This window comes from Bacillus sp. VT 712, from assembly GCF_001614195.1.
Lineage (GTDB): Bacteria > Bacillota > Bacilli > Bacillales > Bacillaceae_H > Priestia > Priestia flexa.
Window position 1 is genome coordinate 78,468 of the sequence record NZ_LWBK01000007.1, and the last position, 26,426, is coordinate 104,893.

Sequence of the window (26,426 nt, forward strand, 5' to 3'; positions counted from 1 at the left end):
TTCCAACTCCATTCTTTCCTACTAACTAAATTAATTATCTTTACGCACAAAAAAATCTCCTATCTTATGATAGGAGATTTTCTATAAATACGCAAATCTTTCTACTTATTAAATCCAGCCTCTAAAACGTGATGCTTCCGCCATTTTGCGCACGCCTACCATATAAGCAGCCAAGCGCATATCTACCTTACGCGTTGTCGACGTTTCGTAAATAGTATTGAATGATTTAACCATTACTTTTTCTAGCTTTTCTTCTACTTCTTCTTCTGTCCAATAATACCCTTGGTTGTTTTGAACCCATTCAAAGTAAGAAACCGTAACGCCTCCAGCACTAGCTAATACATCAGGCACAAGCAAGATGCCACGCTCAGACAGAATACGGGTTGCTTCTAACGTAGTTGGGCCATTTGCTGCTTCCACAACAATACTTGCTCGAATCTTATCAGCATTTTCTTCTGTAATTTGGTTTTCAATTGCTGCTGGAACAAGAATATCACAATCCAGCTCTAATAATTCTTTGTTACTAATTGTTGTATTAAATAACTTTGTTACCGTACCAAAACTATCTCGTCGATCTAATAGATAGTCAATATCTAAACCGTTCTCGTCATGCAAAGCACCATATGCATCTGAAATACCGATAATTTTAGCACCTGCATCATGCATAAATTTCGCTAAAAAGCTTCCAGCATTTCCAAACCCTTGCACCACGACTCTTGCACCTTTTAAATCAATTCCACGTTTTTTAGCCGCTTCTCTTATACAGATTGTAACCCCTTTAGCTGTTGCTGTTTCACGTCCGTGAGAACCTCCTAATACAAGCGGTTTACCTGTGATAAAACCTGGTGAATTAAATTCATCAATTCGACTATATTCATCCATCATCCAGGCCATAATTTGCGAATTCGTAAATACGTCTGGTGCTGGGATATCTTTTGTTGGACCTACAATTTGACTAATTGCTCTTACATATCCACGACTTAACTTTTCTAATTCTCCAAATGACATATTACGAGGGTCACACACAATTCCGCCTTTCCCCCCGCCATAAGGTAAATCTACAATTCCACATTTCAAGCTCATCCAAATAGAAAGAGCTTTTACTTCTTTTTCGGTTACGTTTGGATGAAAGCGAATTCCACCTTTTGTGGGGCCAACAGCATCGTTATGCTGAGCGCGATAACCTGTAAAGATTTTAACCGAACCATCATCCATTTTGACAGGAATTTTCACTGTCATCATGCGAAGCGGTTCTTTTAACAATTCATATACTTCCTCAGGATAGCCCAATTTCTCCAACGCCTTATGTATGACCGTTTGAGTGGATTTTAACACATCATTTTTCTGTTCTTGTCGATTGCTTTTGCTCTCTTGCATTTTGTCGGCTACCATCTGTAAACCTCCTAAAGTGGATCAAAAAATTAGTAATTCATTAATTTGGTGCATCTTTCATGACATAGTATACACCCTTACTTTTGCTATGCAAAGGGAAATATGAAAGTTTTATGATATTTTGTAGGACAAAACGAAAACGCTTCCAATTAATTGTGTAATCCTCATAATTTTTAGCATTTCTTATAGAATTGCGTGGGATGAATCCCAAAAAAACTCCCTTTATTGCCGTAGGTTTACGTAACACCCACAGCAACAAAAGGAGCTGTTACATTTGAATGTACCTTAGCTCTAAGTTTATGAAAAAGTATCTGCAATGTACGAAAGAGCTTGATTATGAATTAACTGCTTTCCATACTCCTGTACCCGATGTTTCGTAATTGTAGAGGGACTTCCATATTCCGCTAACAACGCTATAATATTCTCGATCTCTTTCATCGTCAGTTTTTCTTCTCCTACTAATACATAAAACCGATTTTCAAACGAATAGAGAATAGTTTCAATATCATAATATTGATTAATTCGTTTTGCCAATTGAATAACGTCTTCAAACGTTTGAAATTCAAAGAATAAATCGTGACTTTCATCCAACATCACTTGCATCTCGATAAATTCTTCGTACATATCTTCATGTTCATCAATAATTTCCATTTCATCTTGACTATCTTGTTTCGTCACAAACACGACCATCCCCTGAGCTTGAAGGGAAAAAATCTCTACTGAAAGCGAGCTTGTCGGTTCAAAATTTAATTCTTTGGACGCCTGCTCAATCATCTCACGAAACAGCTGTTTAACCTTAAATGTATCAGTCCACAAATCTTCTTTTGTGAGCCCTCGCTCTTTTAAATCATCGTACGTGACAAAGACTTTTAACTTATTATAATTTAAACGCTCAAGTCTCATTTGCGTCCCTCCCCGCTTGCACTCATAACCACATGGTTTGATAATGCAGTATATGTACCTTCTAGAAAACGGTTCGTGATGTTTACTTACGAGTTTACAGGTTTACACAGTTAAAAACAAGCCTATTGATTATGATGTTCGGCTAATTTTTCAGTTAACCATTCATTCCATTCGTTTTTTGAATTACCTAATAAAAACGAAGAAACTCTTTCCTTATCCTTCCCGTCTAACATTTCAAAAACAAAGCCACCAAGACCAATTTTTAAATGTGGAAACTCTCCTTGCACATCACATGCCAAATCAACGGTTTTCTTAGCATTCTCCATCATTGTACAGGACATAAAGAAGAAGGTTGGATTCACTTCTTTTAAAATGAGATAAATATCTCTTTCTTCAATGCTGCTCCCTAAGTAAATAACTTCAAACCCTTTTCTTCTCAAGAACAATGTAAAAACAAGCAGCCCTACTTCATCCGTTTCATTTGGACCGCACACCGCGATGGCTTTTGGTAATAAACCACTTGAAGGAAGAGAATAAAATAACATGCTGATTCTTGTTTTCAGTAACTGCGTAGCATAGTGTTCATGGGCACTTGTAATCTTACCTTTTTCCCACATATCTCCTACTGTAACTAATAAAGAACCTAGTATATCAATTACTACTTGCTCCACGGAATATAAGCTAAAAGCATGATTGATTAGTTCTTGTGCTTTACTTTCTTCAAAAGATAATAAATGATGTAAAATTTGATCTTTTAAACGTTGAGGTGTTTCCACTTCACTTTGGTCAGCAGTTTGGTGAATGTTTGCGCTCTCTGTTTCTAACAATGAGACAGCTTGACTAATAGTAAAGCCGTTGCTCACTTTATCTGTTAACCACTTTAATTTTTTAAAATCTGCCTCTGTATACAAACGATGACCCGACTCGTTTCGCACAGGGTTAAATATTTTATAACGACGCTCCCATGCACGCAACGTTCCGGGTTGGATTCCGACCATGTTTGAGATGGCTTTAATATTATACTTTCCTTCTTGTGAAGCCATATGTAACCTCCAACGACTCTTCGTGAACTATAACGTATTACTTGCATTATAGGATAAGTTACACGTTGTGTAAAATCTGTATATGCTATGTTCAAAAGACGCTTAAAGTTAGTTTGCTCTAGTAATTGTTAGAACATGCGCCTTGGCTTTGGCTTCCAAACGAAGAGGTAAAGAAGTAGTTCCATACCCATTGCTCACAAAGTAAACTATATCTTTATGCGTTTTAAGTCCACCTAATTCATAAGGGCCCAACCCAAGCAAACGGATTTGTCCACCATGAGTGTGACCGCTAAGCATTAAGTCAACACGCTGTTTTTCCACTTCAAAGACTGCATCTGGATTATGGCTAAGCAACAGTGTGAAATGTTGTTGATTTACACCGTTATAAGCTTGATTAATGTTTAAGTGCCCTTCTGACAAGTCATCAACTCCCACAATATTGTAAGAAACCCCTTCCTTCTCGATACAAATTGCTTCGTTTTTTAAAGCTACTACCTCATGCTTTTTGAAAAGAGTAGCTAGACTCTGTTGATTAATTTCATAGTCGTTATTTCCCCATACAAAGTAAATAGAACCTAGCTGTCTTAACTGCTTGATATTCGCTTCAATCTGTTGTGGCGAGACACCTTTTTCCGCTAGGTCTCCTCCAATAACAACAAAATCAATATGTCCCTTTACTTGTTCAATTAAGGATTTTGTAACCGTACGTTTATGTATATCTGAAATAAAGAAAATACGCAGTGACTGCCATTCCTTTGGAACACCCTTCACTTCAATATGTTCTTGTTCGACAACTGTACGCTGTGCCTCTTTGGCCATGTAAGTAAGTAAAACAATAGCAGCCACTACTAACACACCGATAATTCCTACAATCATAATCATGCTCACTCCTTTTTTATTTACTTTGTGAAGCAGCACCTATACCGTAAATGAATGAGACCAACATAACTGGTAATAGTACATAATATTCAAATGAAATAAACGCTACGCACCCCACTAAAGAAAGCAATGCTACAAGAAATTCCACTCTGTGCAACCTTGTTCCTTGTATCCAGCGGTACACATTTTCAATTAACACCTGCACCCAAATAGCTTGACAAGTACAGCTAATTAAAAAGAGCAAAACCGTTGCAAACAGACTCGCTGGATTTTCCAGAAAAAATACAATGGTATCTAGCGAAGCTCCTTCTCGTTCAAATACAGAGGTTGTAATGAAATAATAACTACATACCCACCCTATTACAAATAATAACCACTTTCTCATAATACAAGCCTCCCCTCACTACAACTTGTATGTGAGAAGAGGCTATTGCATGTATTGAATGCTTATTTATTTTCATGATACAAATTAATATCGTAGGTTTGTTTCATTGCCGCATACAAATCTTTTCGACTTTCCCACTGTGCTGGAGTTGACCAAATGTCCTTGCTTTTTTGAATAATTTCACACCGCAAATCATTAAATTCTTTTTCCACCTTATCGCATTGCTTTTGCATTTGTATCATCCTAAAATAGGTAGAAAAAATGATGATAAGCAAGAGAAGATGCTTACTATCACCGAGAAAAAATTGAATAAAGTCACTAAAAGCTATCAGGTTTAAGCGCGAAGTAAATACAAATAAATAACTTATCCCAAACAGCAAGCATACAAAAAATACCCACTTCCATTTATTCATTGATTTTTGAGTAGCCGATAACTTTTCTTTTTTATTTATAACGCTTTCTAATATATATTGAGTAGGTTCATCAACATGATAGCGAGACAGCTCTTTCACTTTCTTCAACTCCCCTTTATAAGGCTAGTACAACAGTATGAAGAAAGGTGAATGTTTATGTTTAAAATTTCAACAATGGTCTTTCTAGTGAACGTCTTGTTTGAGCAATCTCGCTAGTTCGGCTTGCCATCCTAAAAATGTAGATTCTGTACGCTCATGTTCGGATTGCTTAAATTCATCTAAATCAATGCTGCAAAGATCACAACAATTGTGCCTCTCTGAAATGCCCTCTTCTTCAAAATATCTCATTAAGGCTTTTCTTCTACATTCTTTTGTATGGATAAACCCTTTCATTGCATGGTATTTTTTCTGCTTAACGTTTAGGCGTTTATTTACAATCTCCACCAGTTCTCCATATAGAGATTCCGTAACCTGTTCTGGATAAATTATTCCATCATGAATCGCACCAATGTTTTCTAAATAGTGGCGAATAAAACGCCAATGCGTCTCATAAACACCAATTGTAAATAAAAAGTGGGCTTCAACGTCTCGAACTCCAACTGGACTGGAGCTTGAACGAATTTGTGACAAACAATATAAAAGCGTATCTGGAGAAGGAAGCTCTAAGTCTAACAAAGCCTGTGCAGACCCATCATCTTCTTCACTATATAATAAAATTGCTAAGCTCGGTAAGCCATCACGGCCTCCTCTTCCAATTTCCTGAACATAGGATTCAAGCTGCGTAGGCGTTTGAAAATGCAGGACAAAACGAACGTTCGATTTGTTAACTCCCATTCCAAAAGCACTTGTACAGCAGATGAAGTCGAGCTGATTTTCAAGAAATTGTCGCTGAATGAGCATGCGATCGTTAGCTTCCATTCCTCCATGGTAATATTGGACTTTTTCGACACCATTTTCTTTTAAGTAGTGCGTTAACGACTCCGTTAACGCTCGGCTAGAGCAATAAATAATACCTGGTTTTTGAATTTTCGTTACGTATTCCAGTAGCTTTTTCTTTTTTTCTTCAAGACCATGCACATGCTCTACGCTGATAGCAATATTTGAACGATTCATTGAATATAAATGCTCGTTGACTTGATCAAGGTGTAGATAAGTTTTAATATCACTGAGCACTTCACTCGTTGCTGTACCTGTTAGCGCTAAGCAAGTCGGTTTCCCTAGGTTTTCCCATACCATGCCTAAGTTTAAATAATCTAACCGAAAGTCATGGCCCCATTGCGAAATACAGTGTGCTTCATCTACAACGAACATACCAATATTTGCTTGTTTGAGAGCCTGAACTACATACGGATTCTGTAAGATTTCAGGAGAAGCATAAATGAAACGATAGCTATTTAAGGAACGAAGCGCCTGCCGCTTTTCATCTTCACGTAAAAAACTGTTAAGAGCAATAACTCGTTTTTCTCCCTTGGCTTTGAGCTGCTGAACCTGATCTTCCATTAAGGAAAGCAACGGGGACACGATAAGGATTGGCCGCTTTAAAAAATAGCCAGGGAGCTGGTAACAAAGTGACTTTCCTGTTCCCGTAGGCAAGACGGCCAAAACATGATTGTTATTTAATAAGTCCGTTATAATTTCTTTTTGACCGTTCCGAAAAGTAGAAAAGCCGAATTCCTTTTGAAGTACCTGTTCTAACTCCATCGTCTTACTCCTTTCTTAATTCGTTACGCACTTAGCCAATACAAGACGAATTTGAAAATAAGTAAGGTGATCACTAACCCTTTTTTTGATTTCTTTTAGCTGATTGGTATTTAACGCTTCAAAAGCATTCATAATTTCCTTTTGATCCTCCACTTTTACATAATCATCAATAGTAAAATTAGGAAGAAACAGCGCCAATTCAGCAATATGATCTTCAATGGTGCTCTCTTTTAACCGTCTAATTCGAGCTACTTCTTTTAATGATTTTCCTTTTTGTAACCACTCGTACGTTTTAACTGTTGAAGCCGTTAGTGGCACAGTCATATGTACGTCCTGTATAAATTGTTGAAGAACTGGAAATTCACTTCGACATTCGCTAATTTGCTCAATGATTTGATGAACGACGCTGATCATTAATAAATGAACGTAGTGTTCGTTCATCTTATAATATTCAGCAAGCTGACTTTTGGTTAAACCAATTCGCTTATATCCACTCAGATGTTGAACAAACACATCAGCGTTTTGAGAAGAACATTTCGTTAAAATACATTTTAATTCATTAAACAAGCGTTTGGCCAACTCTTCTCTTGAATACGACTGAGAAAATAAATAAGCTTTCACCCATTGAATGATCTCAGGATCTTGGGTGATTGGCAAAAATCCCTTTTGAAAATACTGTAGATTAGAGATTGTTTGAATGAACAAGGTCAGCCTCGATAAAAATAATTGTGTGCTACTCGCAAATTGCCAACCGCTAAGCTTAGCTGGCAGAGGCCATTCACGTAATTGTTGGTGAAGTGCCTCTTCACCCTTGCTTGTTAGCATATATTTTTGATGGTCCACTTCTTTAATGAATTGATGAGAAGTAAGCTCTTTTACGTATAGAGAAAATGTTTCTTTTTTCAAGTAACTAAATGATTGAAATAAAAAAGACAAGCCAAAGATTTTACCGTCTTGAATTGTTTGCGCTGATTTTTTCCCAGTTACTATATGATAAATCCCGTAAACTGTTCGTTCACCTTTTAGTTGTTGCATACTATATAGCATAACGGTTTGAATATAGTTCACAATCGTCAACTTCCTTTCTCTTTTCATTTTACCAAAACTTTAACAGAAAGCACCTTTTTGTCATTGCACGAATTGAGATGAACGAAAAAAGTGGCACTATAAGTCATGACAAACCCTTGTCTGATAAGCATTATCAATGACTTTTCTATTGAAAAGTTTTAAAAATCGTCTTACAATGGGTAAAGAGAAATTTCACGCTTATGTTGAAAAGAGATTATATAACACGAAATTTTCGAACACTTTACAGGAGGTCTTGTTATGCCAAAATATACAATTGTTGACAAAGATACATGTATTGCATGTGGAGCATGTGGAGCAGCAGCGCCAGATATTTACGATTACGATGATGAAGGAATTGCGTTCGTAACATTAGATGATAACCAAGGGATTGTGGAAGTTCCTGAAGAATTAGAAGATGATATGATGGATGCATTTGAAGGTTGCCCAACAGATTCAATCCGCGTAGCAGATGAGAAGTTTGACGGCGACTCTAACAAATTTGAATAAAAAACAATAAAAGACCTGTACATCCACGTACAGGTCTTTTTTCTATTTAAACAGCGACTCGCTTTGTAATCCAATATTTCATTTTATTAAATAAAACAACGAAAATTAAGCCAGTAATAATTCCTTTAATCATGTTAAATGGCAGAATGCCCGTTACGACTAGCTGACGTGTTTCCTCACTTGACAGCGCCGGTGACTGTAAGAAAAGCGTATATGCAGGTAAGAACACATAGTAATTTAAAAACGCCATTCCAACTGACATCACTACTGTTCCAACTACTAAACCTGTTGTAATACCTTTTGTATTTTTAAATTTATGAAACATAAGAGAAACCGGTAAGATAAACAATAGCCCTGCTACAAAATTTGCTAATTGGCCTACAGGGACGCCTGTTGCACTTCCTTGAATGAGATAATGCAGCAAATTTTTAATTCCTTCGACAATAAGACCTGCTACAGGACCAAAGATTAATGCAGCAAGCAGCGCCGGTACCTCACTAAAATCAATTTTTAAAAACGGTGGTATACCTGGTATTGGGAAGTTAAGCATCATTAATACATAAGACAAACCGCTTAGCATCCCTAGAATAACAAGCTTTTGTGTTTTCTTGCTATGTTCCATTTTCCTCTCTCCTTCTTGCGATCCATTCTTCCAAGAAGAAAGGTTCATTGCACATGCACTCCATAAAAAAACCTCAACAAATTTGTTGAGGGAAAATGCAGGCACATTCAATAAACGTTCAACACATTTGTTTTTGAACGTTTGAACCTCCACCTTCTCCCATCCAGACTTTACTGTCGGCTTTGGAATCACACCAAATCCTGCTCCACATTTAAAGAGCTCGCGGGCTTAAAACAATTTGTTTATCACCGCCGGTCGGGAATTACACCCTGCCCCGAAGATAGATCAATATTTAATGATGTTCACATTATATGATACCTTGAATTAAAAGTAAATCATTTGATACAAAAAATACTGCAATTCCGATTTCTTTTAGTCATTATTTTTTCATGATGAAAAAACAGCGCAATAACGAAAGATTGTCAGGTATTCTTTCACCGTACTTTCTTACATATAAAACTCCAAAAAGTACGTATTAAAAATATTTTCACAAAAATAAACCCGCTAAAATACCAAGTTTTTCACTAAAAATCCGAATATTAAGTAACAAATTAAAAATGAAAACGTTACCAATTGTGAACTTTTCTACAATCCAATTGACAGAATTTTTTTAACGTGATAAATTATCAGATATTTGAGTTGTGAAAGGGAGATGTTAATACATGTATGAAGTGTTAGTAGCTGATTCAATTAGCAATGAAGGTCTTGCTCCATTATTAGAAGCATCAAATGTTAATTTAACAAGAAAAAAAGTAACGGAAGTTGAAGATTTATTGCATACATACGATGCACTGCTTGTTCGAAGCGCAACGACTGTGACAGAAGACTTGTTAGACAAAATGAAGAATTTAAAGATTGTTGCTCGTGCAGGTGTAGGTGTCGATAACATTGATATTGAAGCATCAACTAAACGAGGCGTTGTTGTCATTAATGCCCCAAATGGAAACACTATTTCTACAGCTGAGCATACTTTTGCCATGATGGCTAGCTTAGTTCGCCATATCCCTCAAGGGAACATTTCCGTTAAGTCTCGCGAATGGAACCGATCAGCTTTTGTTGGTACGGAACTCAATCGCAAGCATTTGGGAATTGTTGGTTTTGGTCGTATCGGCTCTGAACTTGCAAAACGTGCGAAAGCCTTTAACATGACGGTACATGTATATGATCCATTTTTAACAACATCTCGTGCAGAAAAACTAGGAGTTGACCTCTTATCGTTAGATGATTTATTAGCAGTAGCTGATATTATTACTGTTCATACGCCATTAACGAAAGATACAAAAGGTTTATTGAATCGCGAGACGTTAGCCAAAACAAAGAAAGGCGTTTACTTACTAAATTGTGCACGAGGCGGTATTATTGATGAAGAAGCACTTGCATACTATTTAGAGATTGGTCACGTTCAAGGCGCTGCAATTGACGTATTTGAAGTAGAACCACCTACTGATAATCCACTTTTAAACTTTGACCAAGTTATTACAACACCACATTTAGGTGCTTCAACAAAAGAAGCGCAGTTAAATGTAGCAGAAGATGTTGCCTATGACGTGCTACGCTTCTTAGAAGGCAACCCAGTAAGTTCGTCAATTAACTTACCGACGCTTTCAAAAGACGTATTTGAAAAAATCCAGCCGTTTACTAGCTTAACGAAACAGCTTGGTGCCGTTCTATCACAATGCATGAAAGAACCTGTTCAAGATATTTCTGTTACGTACGCAGGAACAGTAGCAGACTTAGAAACAACCTATATTACACGAAGCTTGTTATCTGGATTTTTAACTCATCGTATTGACCGTTCAGTCAACGAAGTAAACGCGTCAATGATTGCCAAAGAAAGAGGCATTACGTTTGGTGAGAAGATTTCTGATAACACTCAAGGCTATGCTAACATTATTGAAGTTGTTGTAAAAGGAGAGTCTCGCACATTCTCTATTACTGGTACGTATATTAAAGATTATGGTCCTCGCGTTATTAACATTGATTCATTCGACATTGATTTTTATCCAGAAGGACATTTATTATATATCCGACACACAGACCAACCAGGTGTTATTGGAAATGTTGGTAAAGCGCTTGGTGACTTAGATATCAACATTGCAACAATGCAGGTAGGACGTAAACAAAAAGGCGGAGAAGCCATTATGATGCTTACGTTCGACCGTCTTATTGAAGAAGCAACGATTGAATCATTAAAGCAAGCAAGTGAAATTGTTACAATTCAACGTATTGAACTATAAAATAAAAACAAGAAAGGTCTAGGCCTTTCTTGTTTTTATTTTGTTATCTTTAGATGTTGACCTGGATAAATATCGCTGGTCGTCATATGATTCCTTCCTTTTAAATCGTCTACATTCATTTCATATTTTTGTGCGATTTTAGATAACGTGTCTCCTCTTTTTACAACGTACCCTTCATTCAACTGTCTAAATACAGCAGTCTCTAAATCTTCCCTTACGTAGGCTGATAATTTCCCTTGATCAAGCTTTGCAATCGGGTTAATAGCATTCGTTTTATTAATATTCCATGTTCCCTTATGAACCTCAAAATGCAAATGAGCACCCGATGATCGCCCTGTGTTACCTACTTGTCCAATTGCCTGACGAATAGAAACTCTTTCACCTTCTGTAACATCTCGACTATTCAAGTGTGCATACACCGTTTCATATCCGTTATCTTGCTTAATAAACACAACTTGTCCATATGTATCAGAGTAATAAGACTTTGTAACTCTTCCACTATATACTGCATACACCTGTGTCCCCACAGGCGCTGCAATATCAATACCAAAATGCTTTGCGTTACGAGAGCCAAACACATCTGTAAGCGTTCCTTCTTCAGTCGGCCAGTTCCACTGTGTAGAAGCTTCTGCTTTAGCCATTGTTCCTCCAACAAACAATAGCCCTATACACATCCCCATAATGACTACTACTAATATTCGCCTTACAATATCAAGCATACATGTCCTCCTATGTACTAAGCGTTTCTTGACACATAAATATACTATATGCAGTTTCGAAAATTCTAGACATTTCCAGTAAAAAAGGTTAGAAAATATTTTACTATTTTCTAACCTTTTACTCTTTGGTCTTTAAAACACAAGTAGCATTTATCTTATTAGTAGTGTTTAGGTAGCTTAATAAAAAATGTTGTTCCCTGATTTAAAATGCTGTTTACCACAATGACTCCACGATGTGCTTCTACGATATTTTTTGCAATCGCAAGCCCGAGTCCCGTACCTGATTTCCCTCTTGTTCTTGCCTTATCTGCTTTATAAAATCGCTCAAAAACAAATGGTAAATCTTCTTCTGGTATTCCTACACCTGTATCTTCAACTGAAAGATGAACTTCCGTTTGGTTACTGTTAATACCAAGGGTCACTTTTCCACCTTTAGGGGTATGACGAATCGCATTGTCAACCAAGTTGGTCAATACCTGTTCTATCCGATCTGCATCGATGGTTGCCGGGAGCTGTGTTTGTGAATTGGTTTGGAGTTCCAGCATAACATCCTGCTCTTTGGCAATTCCTTGGAATTTACGAACTACTCGCTCAGCAAGTTCAACCATCTCAATTTCAGCTACGTGAAGCTGAACATGTCCTGCTTCCATTCGAGCTAAATCTAATAGTTCGTTAACAAGTCGCCCCATCCTTAAGGATTCATCGTAAATAACTTGGGTAATTTCTTTTTTCTCTTCTTCCGTGCTAGCAATGTCATCGATAATCGCTTCACTATAACCTTGCAGCATCGAAATAGGTGTGCGTAACTCATGTGAAACATTGGCGATAAAATCTTTTCGGAGCTTATCTAATTTACGCTCTTCTGACATATCACGTAAAACCGCAACGGCTCCGCGAATCTTCGTTTGGTTATAGAGTGGTGACATAAGGATAACCCACGTCTGTCCTTGTATCGTTAGCTCTGCGCTCTGTTCTTTTTCACTTTTAACAACGCTCTCGAACAAACGAACCACTTTTAAAGGAAGCTCTGGAATGGACTGGTTATTCATATTTTGCTCATAGTAACATGCTTGTAAAAACTGATCGGCAGGTGGGTTGGTAATTAAAATCGAACCATTTTGACTAAATGTAATAACCCCATCCGCCATACTACTTAATATACTTGAAAGCTGCTCTTTTTCTTGATTTAAAGCATTAAGGTTGAATTTCAACTGCCTTCCCATCTGATTGAAGGCAATTGCTAGTTCGCCAATTTCATCGTGTGTTAAAATTGGCACTTTCGTCTCAAAATTTCCTTTCGTAACCTCAAAAGCTGCCTGCTTCATTTTTCGAAGCGGAGCGGTAATTCGAGTTGATAAGAAAAAAGCAAAAATTGTAGTTAGTACGATGGCAATACCCGCAGCCAAGATAATGAACTTTGTTGTATAGCGTGCAGGCTCTTCAATTTCAGCTAGTGATTGGTATAAATAAACCCCGCCATTCCCTTGACCATCTACAGATAACGGAACGCCTACAATAAACATAAGGGGACTTTCTGAAGTACCTCTATTTTCAGTCATGTACATTTCTTCGTGTACAACTTCACCATGCGTGGTCACTCTTTGAAGATTTTCATCTTCAGAAATGAGCGATATGACAGTGTCACGACTCTCTTCTTCCGGGTGAGTGGAGTTCCAATACTTCTTATCTCCCTGTACAATTAAGATACTGGCTTGGTCAGCTAATTCGCGTGCAATTGAAAGCCCGAGCTCCTGGTCTTTGGTTTCCTTTACGATAGTAGAAATTTTAGCTGCTGTTTTAGTTAGTCGTTTTTCTGCGGCATCTACATGATAATTTTCAAAGAACTGCAGCAATAAAACCGTTAAAATAAATAAAACAAACGTAACCAGTAATAGGATAGTGAACCAGAGTTTACCAACAACACTCCGCCAAAACATCAGCTGTTTCCAACCTCAAATTTATACCCTACACCCCAAACGGTTACAATCATTTTAGCAGCGTCTGGAGAGACGCGATTTAATTTTTCTCGCAAACGTTTGACATGAGTATCTACCGTCCTTAAATCTCCAAAGAAATCATAGTGCCAAACTTCTCTCAGAAGCTGCTCACGGTCGTACACTTTATCCGGTGTTTTTGCTAAGAAGCACAGCAATTCGTACTCTTTTGGCGTTAGGTTGACTTCTTTATCATCAGCAGTCACACGATGTGCATCATTATCGATTGTTAAATGGTCAAACACAATCATATTTTTAACCGAAGGTGTTGGCTCCATAACAGGTGTAGACGAAGATCGTCGTAACAAGGCCTTGACGCGCAGTACAACTTCTCTAGGACTGAATGGCTTAACAATATAGTCATCCGTTCCAACTTCAAAACCTTGAACACGGTTTACTTCTTCACCCTTCGCTGTTAGCATAATAATCGGTGTTGTTTTTTTCTCACGAATTTGTTTACACACTTCAATTCCATCAATTCCAGGCATCATTAAATCTAAGATAATAAGATCATAATTTATATGTAACGCTTTCTCAATAGCCTCATGGCCATCAGCAGCTTCTTCAATCGTATATCCTTCTTTTTCTAAATACATCTTTAACAAACGACGAATACGATCTTCATCGTCCACAAGTAATAATCTTTGTTCAGTTTGCATGTTCTCAACCTCCTATGTTTAGTTTACAAAAAAAACGGGTGAACCGCTACCAATGTCTAATCAACATTGTGACAATCTATGTAACAAATGAACGGGACTTAAAAGGTGTCTCTATTATTTATACTTTTTTATATCATTTTTCATTTATGCCTAATTTCCACATCTGATTGGATTCATTATGACAAAAAAAACTCGCTGTCGCAATGACAGCGAGTTTTTTCTTACGCATATGAGTGTAGGCCTGCAATGACCAAGTTAACCGCAACGAGATTAAACATAATAATAGCAAAGCCACCAACTGCTAGCCATGCTGAACGTTCACCTTGCCAGCCTTTGGCTAAGCGCAGATGTAAAAAGGCTGCGTAAAATAGCCACGTAATTAAAGCCCACACTTCTTTTGGGTCCCACCCCCAGAAGCGTGTCCACGCAATTTGCGCCCATATCATGGCGAAAATTAAAGCACCTAAAGTAAAAACAGGAAACCCAATAGCAACTGAGCGATAGCCTACTTCATCTAATAGTTCACTGTTTACTTGCTTGACTAACGGCTTTAAAGCAGCGCCGATTCGTTTGCGAAGAACAAGACGAAGTAACCAATATAGGACAAAACCACTCATGAGTGACCATAAAACCGTATTTAACTTTTGTGCATTAATAATTGCAGGTACTGAAACCGCTGGCTCTAAACGATCAGTCGTTACTAACTCTCCGTCATGTGGACCAACTAGAGCCGGGAGATGATACACCATTTCAGCCTGCTTTTCATTTTTATCGACCCATGTAAACGTAGCATCATAGTTTGATAAACTAAAAGCTGTTGTCATGATAATAAATCCAACCGTACTCAGTAAAGAATATAAGATAAACTCTAGCCAAAATGTTTTTTTGGTTGCTTTCGTTTGATCAATACATTTAATAAGATAAATCAGTCCCGCTACAAAGCTGATAGCTAAAATTGCTTCGCCGGCAGCAGCCGTTGTAACGTGAATATGTAACCAGTTTGTTTGAAGCGCTGGTATTAAAGGTGAAATTTCCGTTGGAAACATACTTGCATACGCAATGATTAACAGCGCAATAGGAAGAGCAAATACGCCTAGAATACTTAATTTATAGATAAAGTAAATAATAATAAATGCCCCGACAATCATCATGCCAAAGAAGGTTGTAAATTCAAATAGATTACTAACCGGCGCATGGCCTGAAGCAATCCATCTCGTAATAAAATATCCAACTTGTGCAATGAATCCAACAATCGTTACGCTAATTCCAAATATCGGCCACTTGTTTGCCTTATGCTTTGAATTTTTTTCTCTAATGGCTCCACCAAAGAAAAAAGTAGCGACTAAATAAGCAATGAAAGCTACATAAAGCAAGTTACTACTAACGCTAGCAAAATCCATTCTGTCTCCTCCTACCCCTTGTCTTTATCTACTTGATCATGCAACGGCATAATCTTAGTTTGTTGAACTGCTTGATTTAACTCATTTTTCAAACCATACCAGTTTTTATTTGTGTGAGCGGCTAACCACAGCTCATCTCCAATTCTTTGAATCCACAAACGTCGATGATTCCAATACATTCCTTGAATGACACCGATCATAAAGATCGCACCTCCTAGGCCTAAAATCCAAAGCGTATAATCCTTTCTGACTGTTAACCCTGTTACATTTTTTGTATCTACGCCTGCAAAGGACATCTTATAATCATTTTCACCAAGTGGCTCTAGGTTCTGTTGAATAGCGACAAGTGCTATCTCACCTTTTGGATGCTCAGGTGAAAACATTTTAAACACAAAGGCTGGGTTGTTCGGTACCCGTGTTTTGGTATCTGGGTTTCCATCATCATTCAAATAAAAGTCTGGGAAATAGCTAATTAAATCTACTTTATAGCCATCCTTGAGCGTATATGTTTCCTCAGGATTATATAAATCAACTGTTAATTGGCCAATATTTTCTTCCGTTTCTTTGTTTGTTAAATGAAACGACATGGCGTTGAATTCATTAAGCTTATAATCCACCTGGTAAATGGCATAGCCTTCATGCTTTAAAGGTTCATTTACGCGAATGCTCTTATCCTTTAATTCTTTTAATTCTGGCGTTTGCCCAGGAATACTGTCCCCTTCACGCTCGTATAGAGTCACATCGGCTTGATAGTTCTTTACAATGGCTTGATTGCCCACGCGGTCAATTGCTTGTTGAAAAACTTCTTTTTCCGTCTCTTTATCATACGTTTCGACTTTAAACGCATTGTTTTTCAAATAGTATTCCCCATCAGTACCGGGCACTACCTTTGTTTCACCTTCTCGTACCCACAGTACTTCATCAACGTACATGCCAGGTACAAACCGAAGCATAGCACCGATTAAGAAAATAATAAGACCAAGGTGATTGACGTAAGGTCCCCATCTCGAAAACCTTCCTTTTTCAGCCAATATGTTTCCGCTTTCTTCTCGAATTGTATAACGATGCTTTTTCAACTGCTCTTTCATAGCTTCATAGTCTTCATCTGCCCATGACTTCGTGACGCTAAATAAACGCTGCTTTTTCAAGAAATTGGCGTGTTTTTTTACTCTTTGATACTTTAGTGATTTATAAAGTGGAACAACTCGGTCTAAGCTGGCGATGACCAATGATATACCGAGCGATGCAATTAAAAGCATATACCACCATGAACCATATAAATTGTGAAATCCTAGTTCATAGTAGAGTTTTCCCGTCCATCCGTATTCTTGTTCATAGTATTGAACTGCTGTTGTTCCTGGTGGTATGTACATTTCTTGTGGATAAATCGTTCCTAGAGCTGATGCTGCAAGTGTAAGGATAATAATCCAAACACCTACCTTTACTGAGGAGAAAAAGTTCCATATCTTATCAATGATTGTTTTATTGTATGTTTGTGAGCGCCTTGCACTACCCTCATATCGCATATCAACCAGTTGCTTTGAGGACTCTTCATTCAGCGGCTTCCCACACGCTTCACATAATACGGTTCCTTCTTTGTTTTGATGACCGCATTCACATCGTATTTGTTTCATAGCAAAAACTCCCTACGGCTTAATTAATTCCATGTACTCTTGAATTCGTTGTTCATCTAACCCTCCAATAAACACATCGACAATCTTTCCATTCTTATCAATTAAAAACGTAGTTGGTAACGGGTCTACACCGTATGCATGGAGAACTTGTGAATCCCTGTCCATTAAAATCGGAAAGGATAATCCATAGCGGTTTGCAAACTGCTTAACAGCAACATCTGTTTCATCAACATTTGCAGCCAAAATTTCAACACCTTGGTCTTTATACTTCGCGTATTGTGCTTCCATTACAGGCATTTCTTTTTCACAAGGTTTACACCACGTGCCCCAAAAGTTTAAAAAGACGCCTTTTCCTTTGTAATCCGACAGCTTATGTTCATTCCCCTCTAAATCTTGGAGAACAAAGTTAGGAGCCTGGTCACCTACTGAAAATGCTTGCTTGTCAGCTATAAACTGCGTATATAGAGTATAGCCCACAGCAACTAATAAAATAGTTAGAATCGTAGTACGAATAAATAAGCGACGTTTTTTCATCCCAATCGAACTCCTCTAAATCGTTTTCATTATGCGTTTTCTTACAATTATAGCATTTTTTCGCATTAGTAAAGGTAAAAATATTATGAAGGTTATGTGACACAGCAACGCTTTCAACAAAGAATGGACAACTCATTTATTTATAATTTATGCGCTTACATCTTTATTCATAAAAAAGCACGTTTAGCTGATCGAATGATCTACCAGCTAAACGTGCCTTGTTATACTTACTTACCTGTTTGTGCTTTCGTATACAGCTGCTTTACTTCATGAGCCGTTAATTCTCTTGCTTCTCCTGCGTTTAAGCCTCTTAAATCTAAATTTGCATAGCGTTCGCGCTTTAATTTTAAGACAGGATGACCAATCGCTTCAAACATGCGACGCACTTGGCGGTTTTTACCTTCATGAATCGTTAGCTCTACGATGGCTGTTTGCTTTCCTTTATCAATAGACAGAACTTTTGCACGCGCAGGCGATGTTTTTCCGTCTTCAAGCATAATACCTCTCTGTAGCTGTCTGATTTTTTCACGCGGTGGAATACCTTTAATTTTTGCTACGTACACCTTATCAATTTCGTACTTTGGATGCGTCAGCAGGTTGGCAAATTCACCATCATTTGTTAAAAGAATTAGCCCCGACGTATCATAATCTAAGCGCCCAATTGGATAGATACGTTCTTCAACGTGAGGGAAAAAGTCCACAACCGTTTTTCGATCTTTATCATCCTTCGCTGCTGAAATAACGCCTCTTGGCTTATATAACATAAAATAGACGGGTTCTTCGCGTTCTAATGGTACACCGTCCACTTCAATTTTATCGTTAGGTCCTACCTTTGTTCCTAGCTCTTTTATTGCTTTTCCGTTCACCGTTACTCGTCCTTGCGTAATAAGCTCTTCAGCTTTACGCCTTGAAGCAACACCCGCATGAGCAATTACTTTTTGTAATCGTTCCATTTATATCTCACCTCTTGTAACATCTTACTTGTTTACTCTCTAATATACAAGCCTGTACAGCAAATAGCTATTAATTTTCTCATGCAAAAAAGAAAGCATGTCAAGCCTGCTTTCTTTTACCTTTATTATGACCCAAAAACAAGAATAACAATTACCACTGATGCGACAATGCCTACTAAATCCGCTAACAAGCCAACCTTTAGAGCATCGCCCATTTTTTTTATGCCTACCGCTCCAAAATAAACGGTTAAAATATAAAATGTAGTATCAGTACTTCCCTGCATAGTAGAAGCTAATCGTCCAATAAAGGAATCCGGCCCATACGTTGCAATTAAATCGGTTGTAATACCCAAAGCGGCAGTTCCTGAAATTGGCTTGATTAAAGCAAGTGGTACTATATCAGCTGGCACGCCAACTGCATCTAAAAATGGCTTCATAAAGTTTAAAAAGAAATCTAAAGCTCCAGATGCTCGAAAGATTGAAATACTTACGAGCATCCCAACGAGATAAGGAATAATAGAAAACGCAATTTGTAGTCCATCCTTCCCGCCTTCTACAAATCGTTCATAAGTTGGGATTTTTTTATATGTTCCATATAAAAGGATACAACCTACAATAAGAGGGATAAACATAATGGAAATTTGATTCAATAAGGTCATCTACGCTCCCCTCCTTTTCTCATACGGCGATGGTAGAAATAACGATCAATGATAATGGCTCCCATTGTAGCAACAACCGTTGCAAGAAGTGTCGTTCCTACAATCTCTGTGGGATTGGCGGAATTATACGTGATACGAATGGCAATAACAGTTGTTGGGATTAATGTTAGACTGGTTGTATTGAGCGCTAGCAAAGTAATCATTGACCTACTCGCTTCATCCTTATTACCATTTAGCTGTTTTAACTGTTCCATTGCTTTAATCCCAAGCGGTGTCGCTGCATTACCAAGCCCAAACATATTAGCCATCATATTAGATAGTATATATCCTAAAGCAGGATGATCTTTTGGAATGTCAGGAAACAACCTCCCAATAATAGGACGAAACAACTTGGCTAATTTCTCCAATAATCCAGCGTGTTGCGCAATGTTCATAATGCCTAGCCAAAATACCAATACACTTATTAAACCAATACTGATGGTAACCGCTTCTCCTGCCCCTTGAAAGATTGCTTTATTAACCGCATCCATCTTTCCATTAATGATCGCAAACACAATTCCAATAACCGTTAGCAACATCCAAATGACATTAACCATCTTATCGTGCTCCCGGATAAACGAAAAATAAGTTCTTTACCTTAGTGAAAAATCCCTCTTCTTTCTTTTGCTCATTATGGAAGTAAATCGGTATATTCCCTATTGACTCACCATCTTGTGTCACCTGTAACTCTCCTACAACGCTTGGAACAGGCTTTCCTTCTTTCCACTCTTTTTGGGGTTTAATTAAAATCGTTTTCAACTTAATGGTTTCTTGCTCATCTTTTGTTAATGGATATATAACATCTCTTTTAATTTCAAGCTTCTTTTTATAAAATGAATCTTCGATGCCTTTCAGCTCTCCTTTTGGAGCCAAGCTTGTCATTTTATAATTATCAAAAGCCTCTTCGTACATAGAAATGTGATCATTCCAATCACTAGGTGCGTTAATTGTAACAGCAATTAAATCCATTCCATTTTTTGTGGCCGTCGTTACCAGCGTTCGCTTTGCTAACTTTGTATATCCCGTTTTACCACCTGTGCAATATGCATATAAGCTTGTCAGTAATTTATTTTTATTTTTCCACACGCGGTCCCACTTTTCTTCTGGATGAGCGGTTCTGTAAACTTTTGTTCCTGAAATTTCTCGAAACGTTTTATTATTCATTGCGTAGCGCATCAAGATCGCCATGTCATAGGCTGTTGAACGATGATTTTCATGATTATCTAGTCCATGAGGATTTTGAAATGTGGTATTAGTCATTCCAATTTCATTTGCTTTTTGATTCATTAAATAAACAAATCCCTCTTCGCTGCCCCCTACCATTTCAGCAATCGCTACAGCTGCATCGTTTCCAGATCTCATCATAAGTCCATATACCAAGTCTTTGAGCTTAATTTTTTCACCCTCAATTAAGTAAATGGATGACCCTTCTACTCCCACTGCTCGAGAGCTAACCGTTGTTGTTTGATCAATTTTGCCAGATTCAATCGCTAAAATAGCGGTCATAATTTTCGTAATGCTCGCTATGCGGCTAATCTCATCAGCATTTTTCTCATATAAAACTCTTCCAGACTTTTGTTCAATTAAAATTGCACTATGGGCGCTTACACCTGCTGCATATGTAGTAGGAGGTAAACTGCTTAGACCTAAAAATAAAATTATGAAACATATAATGCTTTGCTTTATTTTCCGCATGTCATCCCCGTCCCTTTATCTGTTTGTACAAGTTTATGCACTTGTTTTCATGTTATGAATTATTTACGTAAAGGCATCTTTCAACTTTTATCTTATTTGTAATTTTTTTCTTTTTTTATTCATAAAAAGAACACGATGTATACTCATCGTGTTCTTTACCAAGTGAGTTATTCTGTTTCTTGAAACGTCCGAAAAAACAAATCTGCTTCCTGTTCAGCGCCTGCTTCATCTTCTGGAAGCGGTGGCAGTTCGCTCAAGTCTTTTAAGCCGAAATAAGCTAAGAATTCTTTTGTTGTTCCATATAGAATCGCTCGGCCTGCTCCTTCTGCGCGTCCTGCTTCTTTTAAAAGCGCTTTGCCAATCAGCGTTTGAAGCGGCCTTTCAGTTTTCACACCGCGAATTTCTTCAATTTCAGCTCGCGTAATCGGTTGACGATATGCTACAATTGCTAGCGTTTCAAGCGCAGCTTGAGATAGCGATTGTGCAGGTGGTGCTTCAATTAATTTTTCCACATACGAAGCATATTCCTGCTTCGTTGCGAATTGAAACTGTCCAGCAATCTCTACTAGCTGAAGACCACGCTTCTCGTCTTCATACTCTTTCATCAGTTTATTTAACTCTATGCTCACTTCGTCTTTTGACACATCAAGAAGTTCTTGCAGCTGTTTAATCGATAGCCCCTCATCTCCCACAACGAATAGTAAACTCTCGATAGCCGCAGAAACATGTTGTTTACTCATCTTTCATCATTCCTTTCTTGATATGCAACGTATAGTTCATCTAAGTTATTGGACTGCTCTACGATGACTTTATTCTTTTTCATTAATTCTAAGATGGCTAAGAACGTTACCACAATATGATTGCGCTCAGGATAAGGAAAAAGCTTATAAAAACTTTGTTTGCCCTTTGTTTTTTGGAGTACCGATACAATTTCCGTCATTCTTTTTTCAATTGGAACGTCTTGACGGGCTACTCTTGCTTGCGCTGGCTTCTGTAACTGTTTTCGCTTCATCAACTTCTGTAAAGCACTCAGCATATCATAAAGCGAAACATCTAAATCTCCGCTATCTTGCTGCGGCGATTTTTCATCACTTATTTGCTGTAAGTTACTAGGGGCCTTTGCGTAAATATGGGTTTGTGTTTCTTCAAGCTTTTGAAGTTCAACGGCAGCTTCTTTAAATTTACGATATTCAATTAACTGCTGCATTAACTGTTCGCGAGGATCTTCTTCTATATCATCCATACTGTCATCTATATCGTCTTCATCATATGTTGGCAGTAACATTTTACTTTTAATTTGAATAAGCGTAGCAGCCATTACTAGATATTCGCTTGCCACATCTAGCTGAAGCTCGTTCATCGTATGTATATACATCATGTATTGTTCGGTAATCGTTGCTACTGGTATGTCATAAATATCAATTTCAAATCGGTTAATAAGATGCAATAAAAGGTCTAGCGGTCCTTCAAAAGCATCTACCTTCACACTATATTCCAATTCTATCCCACCAAAATTATCATTTAGTCATAAGTCGTACTATCATTAGTATAGAGGATTCTAGACACATGTCCAATATAATTTCTAGGAAAGATAGATCATTCGCCCATACCAAACGTAAAAATGAACATATGATGTCAGGGTAATAGCATTTTGATAACTCGAAGGAGGAATTCTCATGACTCACAAGCATGATTATAACGGAGGATTTTCTTTAATTATTGTATTGTTTATTTTATTAGTAATTATCGGATGCGCTTGCTTACACTTTTAATAAAATGACCCAAATGTGTTCAGTTTAGCTGGACACTTTTTTATGTTACACTGGCATTAGGAGGTTACCAGTTATGTATCCAAAACCGTATATCGATTATCTTGTTTATTTTCATACAAACAGAGATTATTTCGAATGCCATGAAGTACTAGAAGAACATTGGAAAGTCGCTGATCCTAGGCATCGAAATGTTTTATGGGTTGGGCTCATTCAAGTTGCCGTTTCGCTGTATCATCATCGTCGAAGTAACTACGTAGGTGCTGAACGTACGATGAAAAAAGCAATTTCAATTCTTGATGCGCACCATCAAGAGCTATTTCAGATTGGTTTACAGCCAATCGATTTAATCAGCATACTCAACAAACATTTGCGCTTAATACAGGCTTCAAAACCGTATCAAAGCTTAAATATGCCAATTGTAGATGAACACCTTGTTCAGCAATGCCATGCACACCCTTTAGCTCAGACATTCGGATGGCTTACACCATCTAATTTGCAGGATGAACACCTTATTCACCGTCATAAGCTCCGTGATCGAACAGCTATCATTGCAGAGCGGGCAAAGAAATTACGAAAAAGCAGAGCTTCTCGTAGTTAAGACTACTGCAGCTCTGCTTTTTATTGTTCACTTTGACATTTTTCATAAAACGGTGCAATTAACTCACTAGGCTTAATTTGAGCATTAGAATACATCTGCTGAAGTGCTTTAATCATTTCTTTTCCGATCCCCTGCTGGCGATGAGATGGATTGACACTCACATGTTGAACCTCAACTAAATCTTGATCAATAATTGAAACTCCAACAATACCGATAAAGTCTTCTCCCTGTTTCCATAAATATAGCTGGCGATTTTCGTTTTGCTCATAATCTTTCATCGTTTGCTGAAGTTTTTTTAAATCCTTTTCAGTTGGCACAAACGACAGAAGACCCATAGCAATTTTTTCATGACTTCTTTTATAGCGAATAAGCATAAAATTCTCCCTCGTTCTCAAACTTTCCTACGATGTGTTCGTTAATTCTAATGCTTTTATCATACAAAATTTATGAAATAATAGCAACACCGCTGTAAATTCACATAAAAAGAGCGACATGTAAAGTTGATTTCACAACTTACAAGGCGCTCTATTATCACTCTTTTCAACCTAATGTTGAATTGTTACAGCATGAGAATATTACTCTTCCCACACCTTAACTTCTTTCATCACATCACCGTTACGCATCTTCAATACTGTATCTAACCCTTCTGTTACTTTACCAAACACAGTATGAACACCATTTAAGTGTGGCTGTGGCTCATGTACGATAAAGAATTGACTTCCGCCAGTATCTTTTCCTGCATGAGCCATTGATAATGAACCAGCTTCATGCTTATGAGGATTACCTTCTGTTTCACACTTAATTGTATACCCAGGACCGCCAGCTCCTGTGCCTGTAGGATCTCCACCTTGTGATACAAATCCAGGGATAACGCGGTGGAACGTTACGCCGTTATAAAAACCTTCAGCTGCTAATTTTTCAAAGTTTTCAACTGTTCCAGGCGCTTCATTTTCAAATAAATCAATTAGAATTTTTTCTCCATTTTCCATTAAAATGCTTGCTTTTTTCATGTATAAAACCTCCAAATTATGTATTTCAACACTTATGGTTGTACATAAGTAACTATGCACGCTTTAACAATGTTTCATCTTATTGTACTATAAGTGAATATCTAAATTCAATGAATCACTTTTCTTCAATCAATTAGTGAATTTTTCTTTTTTTGAAACTTTCTCCTGAATTATTCATACCCAAATACAAAATCCCACAGGAAAGGCGATTTATCGGCTTTCCTGTGGGATTCTCTTTTTCACTAAAAAAATGAAAAAAGAATCCATTTCTGTTAAGGTTAAATCGACTAAGAACTAACCAAAAGAAAGGATTCTTCTCATGATTAGATTACCGCAAACAACACTTCATTTCAATCACCAACTCAAATTAACTCACGATGGAGGCGAACTTTCTTCCGATACTGGCCAATTCATCTTCCGTGAGTTTGACGAAAAAATCGGCTTTTCTAAAACCATTGCCAAACACCTTCACTTAAAAGATGAGCGTTCTTATTGTATCCATGACAATATGGAACTTCTTTGTCAAAAAATTTATCAGCTCATCGCAGGCTATCACGAGGATGACGCAGCGGATACATTAACGCACGATCCGGTTTTTACCCGTGTGCTTGGTAAACCAGCACTTGCGTCACAACCGTCTTTATCTCGATTTTTCAAACGCTTTGACAAACAAGCACTCGACCAGCTTCAAGCAGCGAATCAAGAACTACTGGACCGTGTGCATCAGTTACGTCAATCGAACACGCTTTTGATTGACCTGGATTCGTCTCATGCGGATACATATGGAAAGCAGGAACAGGCTTCGTACAATACGCATTACGGTACGGTCGGTTTTCATCCACTCGTTGCGTTTGATGGCTTCACCGGTGACTTTTTAAAGGCACAGCTACGTCCTGGAAACGTCTATACATCCAATAATGTCGTAGAATTTGTCCGTCCGTTACTGAATCATTACAACGAAAAGTTGCCCGAAACCTCTACACTCGTGCGTGGTGATAGCGGCTTCGCAGTACCTGACTTATACAAGCTTTGCGAAGAGGAATCCGTCTATTACATCATTCGTTTAAAGTCGAACGCCAGACTAAAAGCGCTCGCAGAAGAGCTGCATCCAACGTCTGAAATACGAGATGTCACGCAAACCGAACGTTATGTGGAGGATTCCATTTATCAGGCAGGTTCTTGGCCGATCCAGCGTCGCATCATTATTCAATCGGTACGCCCGGCAGGCGAGCTGTTCTTCACTCATGCCTTTTTCGTGACGAATTTAAGCGAAGACACCTTTTCACCGGAAGCCATTCTCACGTCCTATCAAAAACGAGGGGCGATGGAAAACTTCATCAAGGAAGCGAAAGATGGCTTCGGCTTCGACCAAATGAAAAGCCATGATTTCCAAGTAAATGAAGCACGTATGATGATTAGTCTACTTGCCTACAATTTAACGAACTGGTTACGTACATTAACATTTCCACCTGCGAAGAAGGGTCTTCAAATTCAAACGATTCGCACGAGATTAATCAAGGTAGCAAGTAAGCTGGTGAAATCGAGTCGCTACTTGCATTTTAAATTAGCATCCAGCTTCGTCTATGCGCACTTCTTTTCGGACGTACTGA

At 37.9% G+C, this 26,426-nt stretch carries 28 protein-coding genes and 1 riboswitch; of the genes, 5 read left to right on the plus strand and 23 right to left on the minus strand.

What is annotated here, in order from left to right; translation table 11 throughout:
• Window positions 1-108: 108 nt before the first annotated feature.
• From A2U94_RS05055 to A2U94_RS05090, 8 genes are all read right to left on the minus strand, one after another.
• Window positions 109-1,377, minus strand: a complete 1,269-nt coding sequence (locus A2U94_RS05055) for a Glu/Leu/Phe/Val family dehydrogenase (RefSeq protein ID WP_175384180.1) — start codon at window positions 1,375-1,377, stop codon at window positions 109-111.
• A 312-nt stretch (window positions 1,378-1,689) separates the two neighbouring features.
• The gene (locus tag A2U94_RS05060; protein WP_025908361.1) at window positions 1,690-2,295 is read right to left on the minus strand and encodes a genetic competence negative regulator; all 606 of its coding nucleotides are present in this window, start codon (window positions 2,293-2,295) and stop codon (window positions 1,690-1,692) included.
• Between the two features lie 122 nt (window positions 2,296-2,417).
• Window positions 2,418-3,338: a MerR family transcriptional regulator gene (locus tag A2U94_RS05065; protein WP_025908360.1), complete on the minus strand. Its 921-nt coding sequence runs from the start codon at window positions 3,336-3,338 to the stop codon at window positions 2,418-2,420.
• 108 nt (window positions 3,339-3,446) lie between these two features.
• Complete coding sequence (locus A2U94_RS05070) at window positions 3,447-4,220, minus strand: metallophosphoesterase (RefSeq protein WP_025908359.1); 774 nt, start codon at window positions 4,218-4,220, stop codon at window positions 3,447-3,449.
• A gap of 13 nt (window positions 4,221-4,233) precedes the next feature.
• The gene (locus tag A2U94_RS05075; protein WP_025908358.1) at window positions 4,234-4,602 is read right to left on the minus strand and encodes a hypothetical protein; all 369 of its coding nucleotides are present in this window, start codon (window positions 4,600-4,602) and stop codon (window positions 4,234-4,236) included.
• 62 nt (window positions 4,603-4,664) lie between these two features.
• On the minus strand, window positions 4,665-5,114 hold the full coding sequence (locus A2U94_RS05080; protein ID WP_025908357.1) for a DUF2663 family protein: 450 nt from the start codon (window positions 5,112-5,114) through the stop codon (window positions 4,665-4,667).
• An 84-nt stretch (window positions 5,115-5,198) separates the two neighbouring features.
• Window positions 5,199-6,716 (minus strand): RecQ family ATP-dependent DNA helicase, encoded by a 1,518-nt coding sequence (locus tag A2U94_RS05085; RefSeq protein ID WP_025908356.1) that lies wholly within the window; start codon window positions 6,714-6,716, stop codon window positions 5,199-5,201.
• A 15-nt stretch (window positions 6,717-6,731) separates the two neighbouring features.
• A complete protein-coding gene (locus A2U94_RS05090) occupies window positions 6,732-7,784 on the minus strand; it encodes a YpbB family protein (protein WP_025908355.1) in 1,053 nt (350 codons plus the stop codon).
• Window positions 7,785-8,042: 258 nt separating this feature from the next.
• Between A2U94_RS05090 and A2U94_RS05095 the strand changes: the two genes are divergently transcribed.
• Entirely contained in the window at window positions 8,043-8,291 is a 249-nt protein-coding gene (locus A2U94_RS05095) for a ferredoxin (protein WP_025908354.1), read from the plus strand.
• Window positions 8,292-8,337: 46 nt separating this feature from the next.
• Here the strand turns inward: A2U94_RS05095 and A2U94_RS05100 are convergent, their stop codons facing one another.
• The gene (locus A2U94_RS05100) at window positions 8,338-8,913 is read right to left on the minus strand and encodes an ECF transporter S component (protein ID WP_025908353.1); all 576 of its coding nucleotides are present in this window, start codon (window positions 8,911-8,913) and stop codon (window positions 8,338-8,340) included.
• A gap of 147 nt (window positions 8,914-9,060) precedes the next feature.
• Window positions 9,061-9,199, minus strand: a riboswitch (FMN riboswitch).
• A gap of 376 nt (window positions 9,200-9,575) precedes the next feature.
• On the opposite strand from A2U94_RS05100, the gene serA reads away from it, so the two are divergent.
• Window positions 9,576-11,150 carry a phosphoglycerate dehydrogenase gene (gene serA, locus A2U94_RS05105; RefSeq protein ID WP_025908352.1) on the plus strand — a complete coding sequence of 525 codons (1,575 nt, stop codon included), beginning with the start codon at window positions 9,576-9,578 and terminating at the stop codon, window positions 11,148-11,150.
• A gap of 35 nt (window positions 11,151-11,185) precedes the next feature.
• On the opposite strand, the gene A2U94_RS05110 is transcribed toward serA, so the two are convergent.
• The 12 genes from A2U94_RS05110 to A2U94_RS05165 form a co-directional block, all read right to left on the minus strand.
• Complete coding sequence (locus A2U94_RS05110; protein WP_025908351.1) at window positions 11,186-11,869, minus strand: peptidoglycan DD-metalloendopeptidase family protein; 684 nt, start codon at window positions 11,867-11,869, stop codon at window positions 11,186-11,188.
• 158 nt (window positions 11,870-12,027) lie between these two features.
• Window positions 12,028-13,806, minus strand: a complete 1,779-nt coding sequence (locus A2U94_RS05115) for an ATP-binding protein (RefSeq protein WP_025908350.1) — start codon at window positions 13,804-13,806, stop codon at window positions 12,028-12,030.
• A complete protein-coding gene (locus A2U94_RS05120) occupies window positions 13,806-14,522 on the minus strand; it encodes a response regulator transcription factor (protein WP_025908349.1) in 717 nt (238 codons plus the stop codon). Before A2U94_RS05120 ends, A2U94_RS05115 begins: the two co-directional genes overlap by 1 nt.
• 221 nt (window positions 14,523-14,743) lie before the next feature.
• The gene (gene ccsB / locus A2U94_RS05125; protein ID WP_025908348.1) at window positions 14,744-15,922 is read right to left on the minus strand and encodes a c-type cytochrome biogenesis protein CcsB; all 1,179 of its coding nucleotides are present in this window, start codon (window positions 15,920-15,922) and stop codon (window positions 14,744-14,746) included.
• An 11-nt stretch (window positions 15,923-15,933) separates the two neighbouring features.
• A complete protein-coding gene (gene resB, locus A2U94_RS05130; protein WP_025908347.1) occupies window positions 15,934-17,556 on the minus strand; it encodes a cytochrome c biogenesis protein ResB in 1,623 nt (540 codons plus the stop codon).
• A gap of 12 nt (window positions 17,557-17,568) precedes the next feature.
• A complete protein-coding gene (resA, locus tag A2U94_RS05135; RefSeq protein WP_025908346.1) occupies window positions 17,569-18,090 on the minus strand; it encodes a thiol-disulfide oxidoreductase ResA in 522 nt (173 codons plus the stop codon).
• A 227-nt stretch (window positions 18,091-18,317) separates the two neighbouring features.
• Entirely contained in the window at window positions 18,318-19,043 is a 726-nt protein-coding gene (locus A2U94_RS05140) for a pseudouridine synthase (protein WP_025908345.1), read from the minus strand.
• A gap of 125 nt (window positions 19,044-19,168) precedes the next feature.
• A complete protein-coding gene (locus A2U94_RS05145; protein ID WP_025908344.1) occupies window positions 19,169-19,702 on the minus strand; it encodes a spore maturation protein in 534 nt (177 codons plus the stop codon).
• On the minus strand, window positions 19,699-20,298 hold the full coding sequence (locus A2U94_RS05150; protein ID WP_025908343.1) for a nucleoside recognition domain-containing protein: 600 nt from the start codon (window positions 20,296-20,298) through the stop codon (window positions 19,699-19,701). The genes A2U94_RS05145 and A2U94_RS05150 overlap by 4 nt, the downstream gene beginning before the upstream one ends.
• Window position 20,299: 1 nt before the next feature.
• The gene (locus tag A2U94_RS05155) at window positions 20,300-21,436 is read right to left on the minus strand and encodes a D-alanyl-D-alanine carboxypeptidase family protein (protein ID WP_025908342.1); all 1,137 of its coding nucleotides are present in this window, start codon (window positions 21,434-21,436) and stop codon (window positions 20,300-20,302) included.
• 167 nt (window positions 21,437-21,603) lie between these two features.
• Window positions 21,604-22,176, minus strand: a complete 573-nt coding sequence (gene scpB, locus A2U94_RS05160) for an SMC-Scp complex subunit ScpB (protein ID WP_025908341.1) — start codon at window positions 22,174-22,176, stop codon at window positions 21,604-21,606.
• On the minus strand, window positions 22,173-22,934 hold the full coding sequence (locus A2U94_RS05165; protein ID WP_025908340.1) for a segregation/condensation protein A: 762 nt from the start codon (window positions 22,932-22,934) through the stop codon (window positions 22,173-22,175). The genes scpB and A2U94_RS05165 overlap by 4 nt, the downstream gene beginning before the upstream one ends.
• A 178-nt stretch (window positions 22,935-23,112) precedes the next feature.
• Between A2U94_RS05165 and A2U94_RS20545 the strand changes: the two genes are divergently transcribed.
• Together A2U94_RS20545 and A2U94_RS05170 are read left to right on the plus strand one after the other, a co-directional pair.
• A complete protein-coding gene (locus A2U94_RS20545) occupies window positions 23,113-23,208 on the plus strand; it encodes a YjcZ family sporulation protein (protein WP_076512182.1) in 96 nt (31 codons plus the stop codon).
• 73 nt (window positions 23,209-23,281) lie between these two features.
• Window positions 23,282-23,806 (plus strand): DUF309 domain-containing protein, encoded by a 525-nt coding sequence (locus A2U94_RS05170; protein WP_025908339.1) that lies wholly within the window; start codon window positions 23,282-23,284, stop codon window positions 23,804-23,806.
• Between the two features lie 20 nt (window positions 23,807-23,826).
• Here A2U94_RS05170 and A2U94_RS05175 read toward each other — a convergent pair whose 3' ends face one another.
• Together A2U94_RS05175 and A2U94_RS05180 are read right to left on the minus strand one after the other, a co-directional pair.
• The gene (locus A2U94_RS05175; RefSeq protein WP_025908338.1) at window positions 23,827-24,180 is read right to left on the minus strand and encodes a GNAT family N-acetyltransferase; all 354 of its coding nucleotides are present in this window, start codon (window positions 24,178-24,180) and stop codon (window positions 23,827-23,829) included.
• 201 nt (window positions 24,181-24,381) lie between these two features.
• Window positions 24,382-24,816: a peptidylprolyl isomerase gene (locus tag A2U94_RS05180; protein ID WP_025908337.1), complete on the minus strand. Its 435-nt coding sequence runs from the start codon at window positions 24,814-24,816 to the stop codon at window positions 24,382-24,384.
• 319 nt (window positions 24,817-25,135) lie between these two features.
• Here A2U94_RS05180 and A2U94_RS05185 point away from each other — a divergent pair.
• Window positions 25,136-26,426 (plus strand): IS1380 family transposase (locus tag A2U94_RS05185; RefSeq protein ID WP_062954432.1); only part of this gene is annotated, 1,291 nt, incomplete at its 3' end.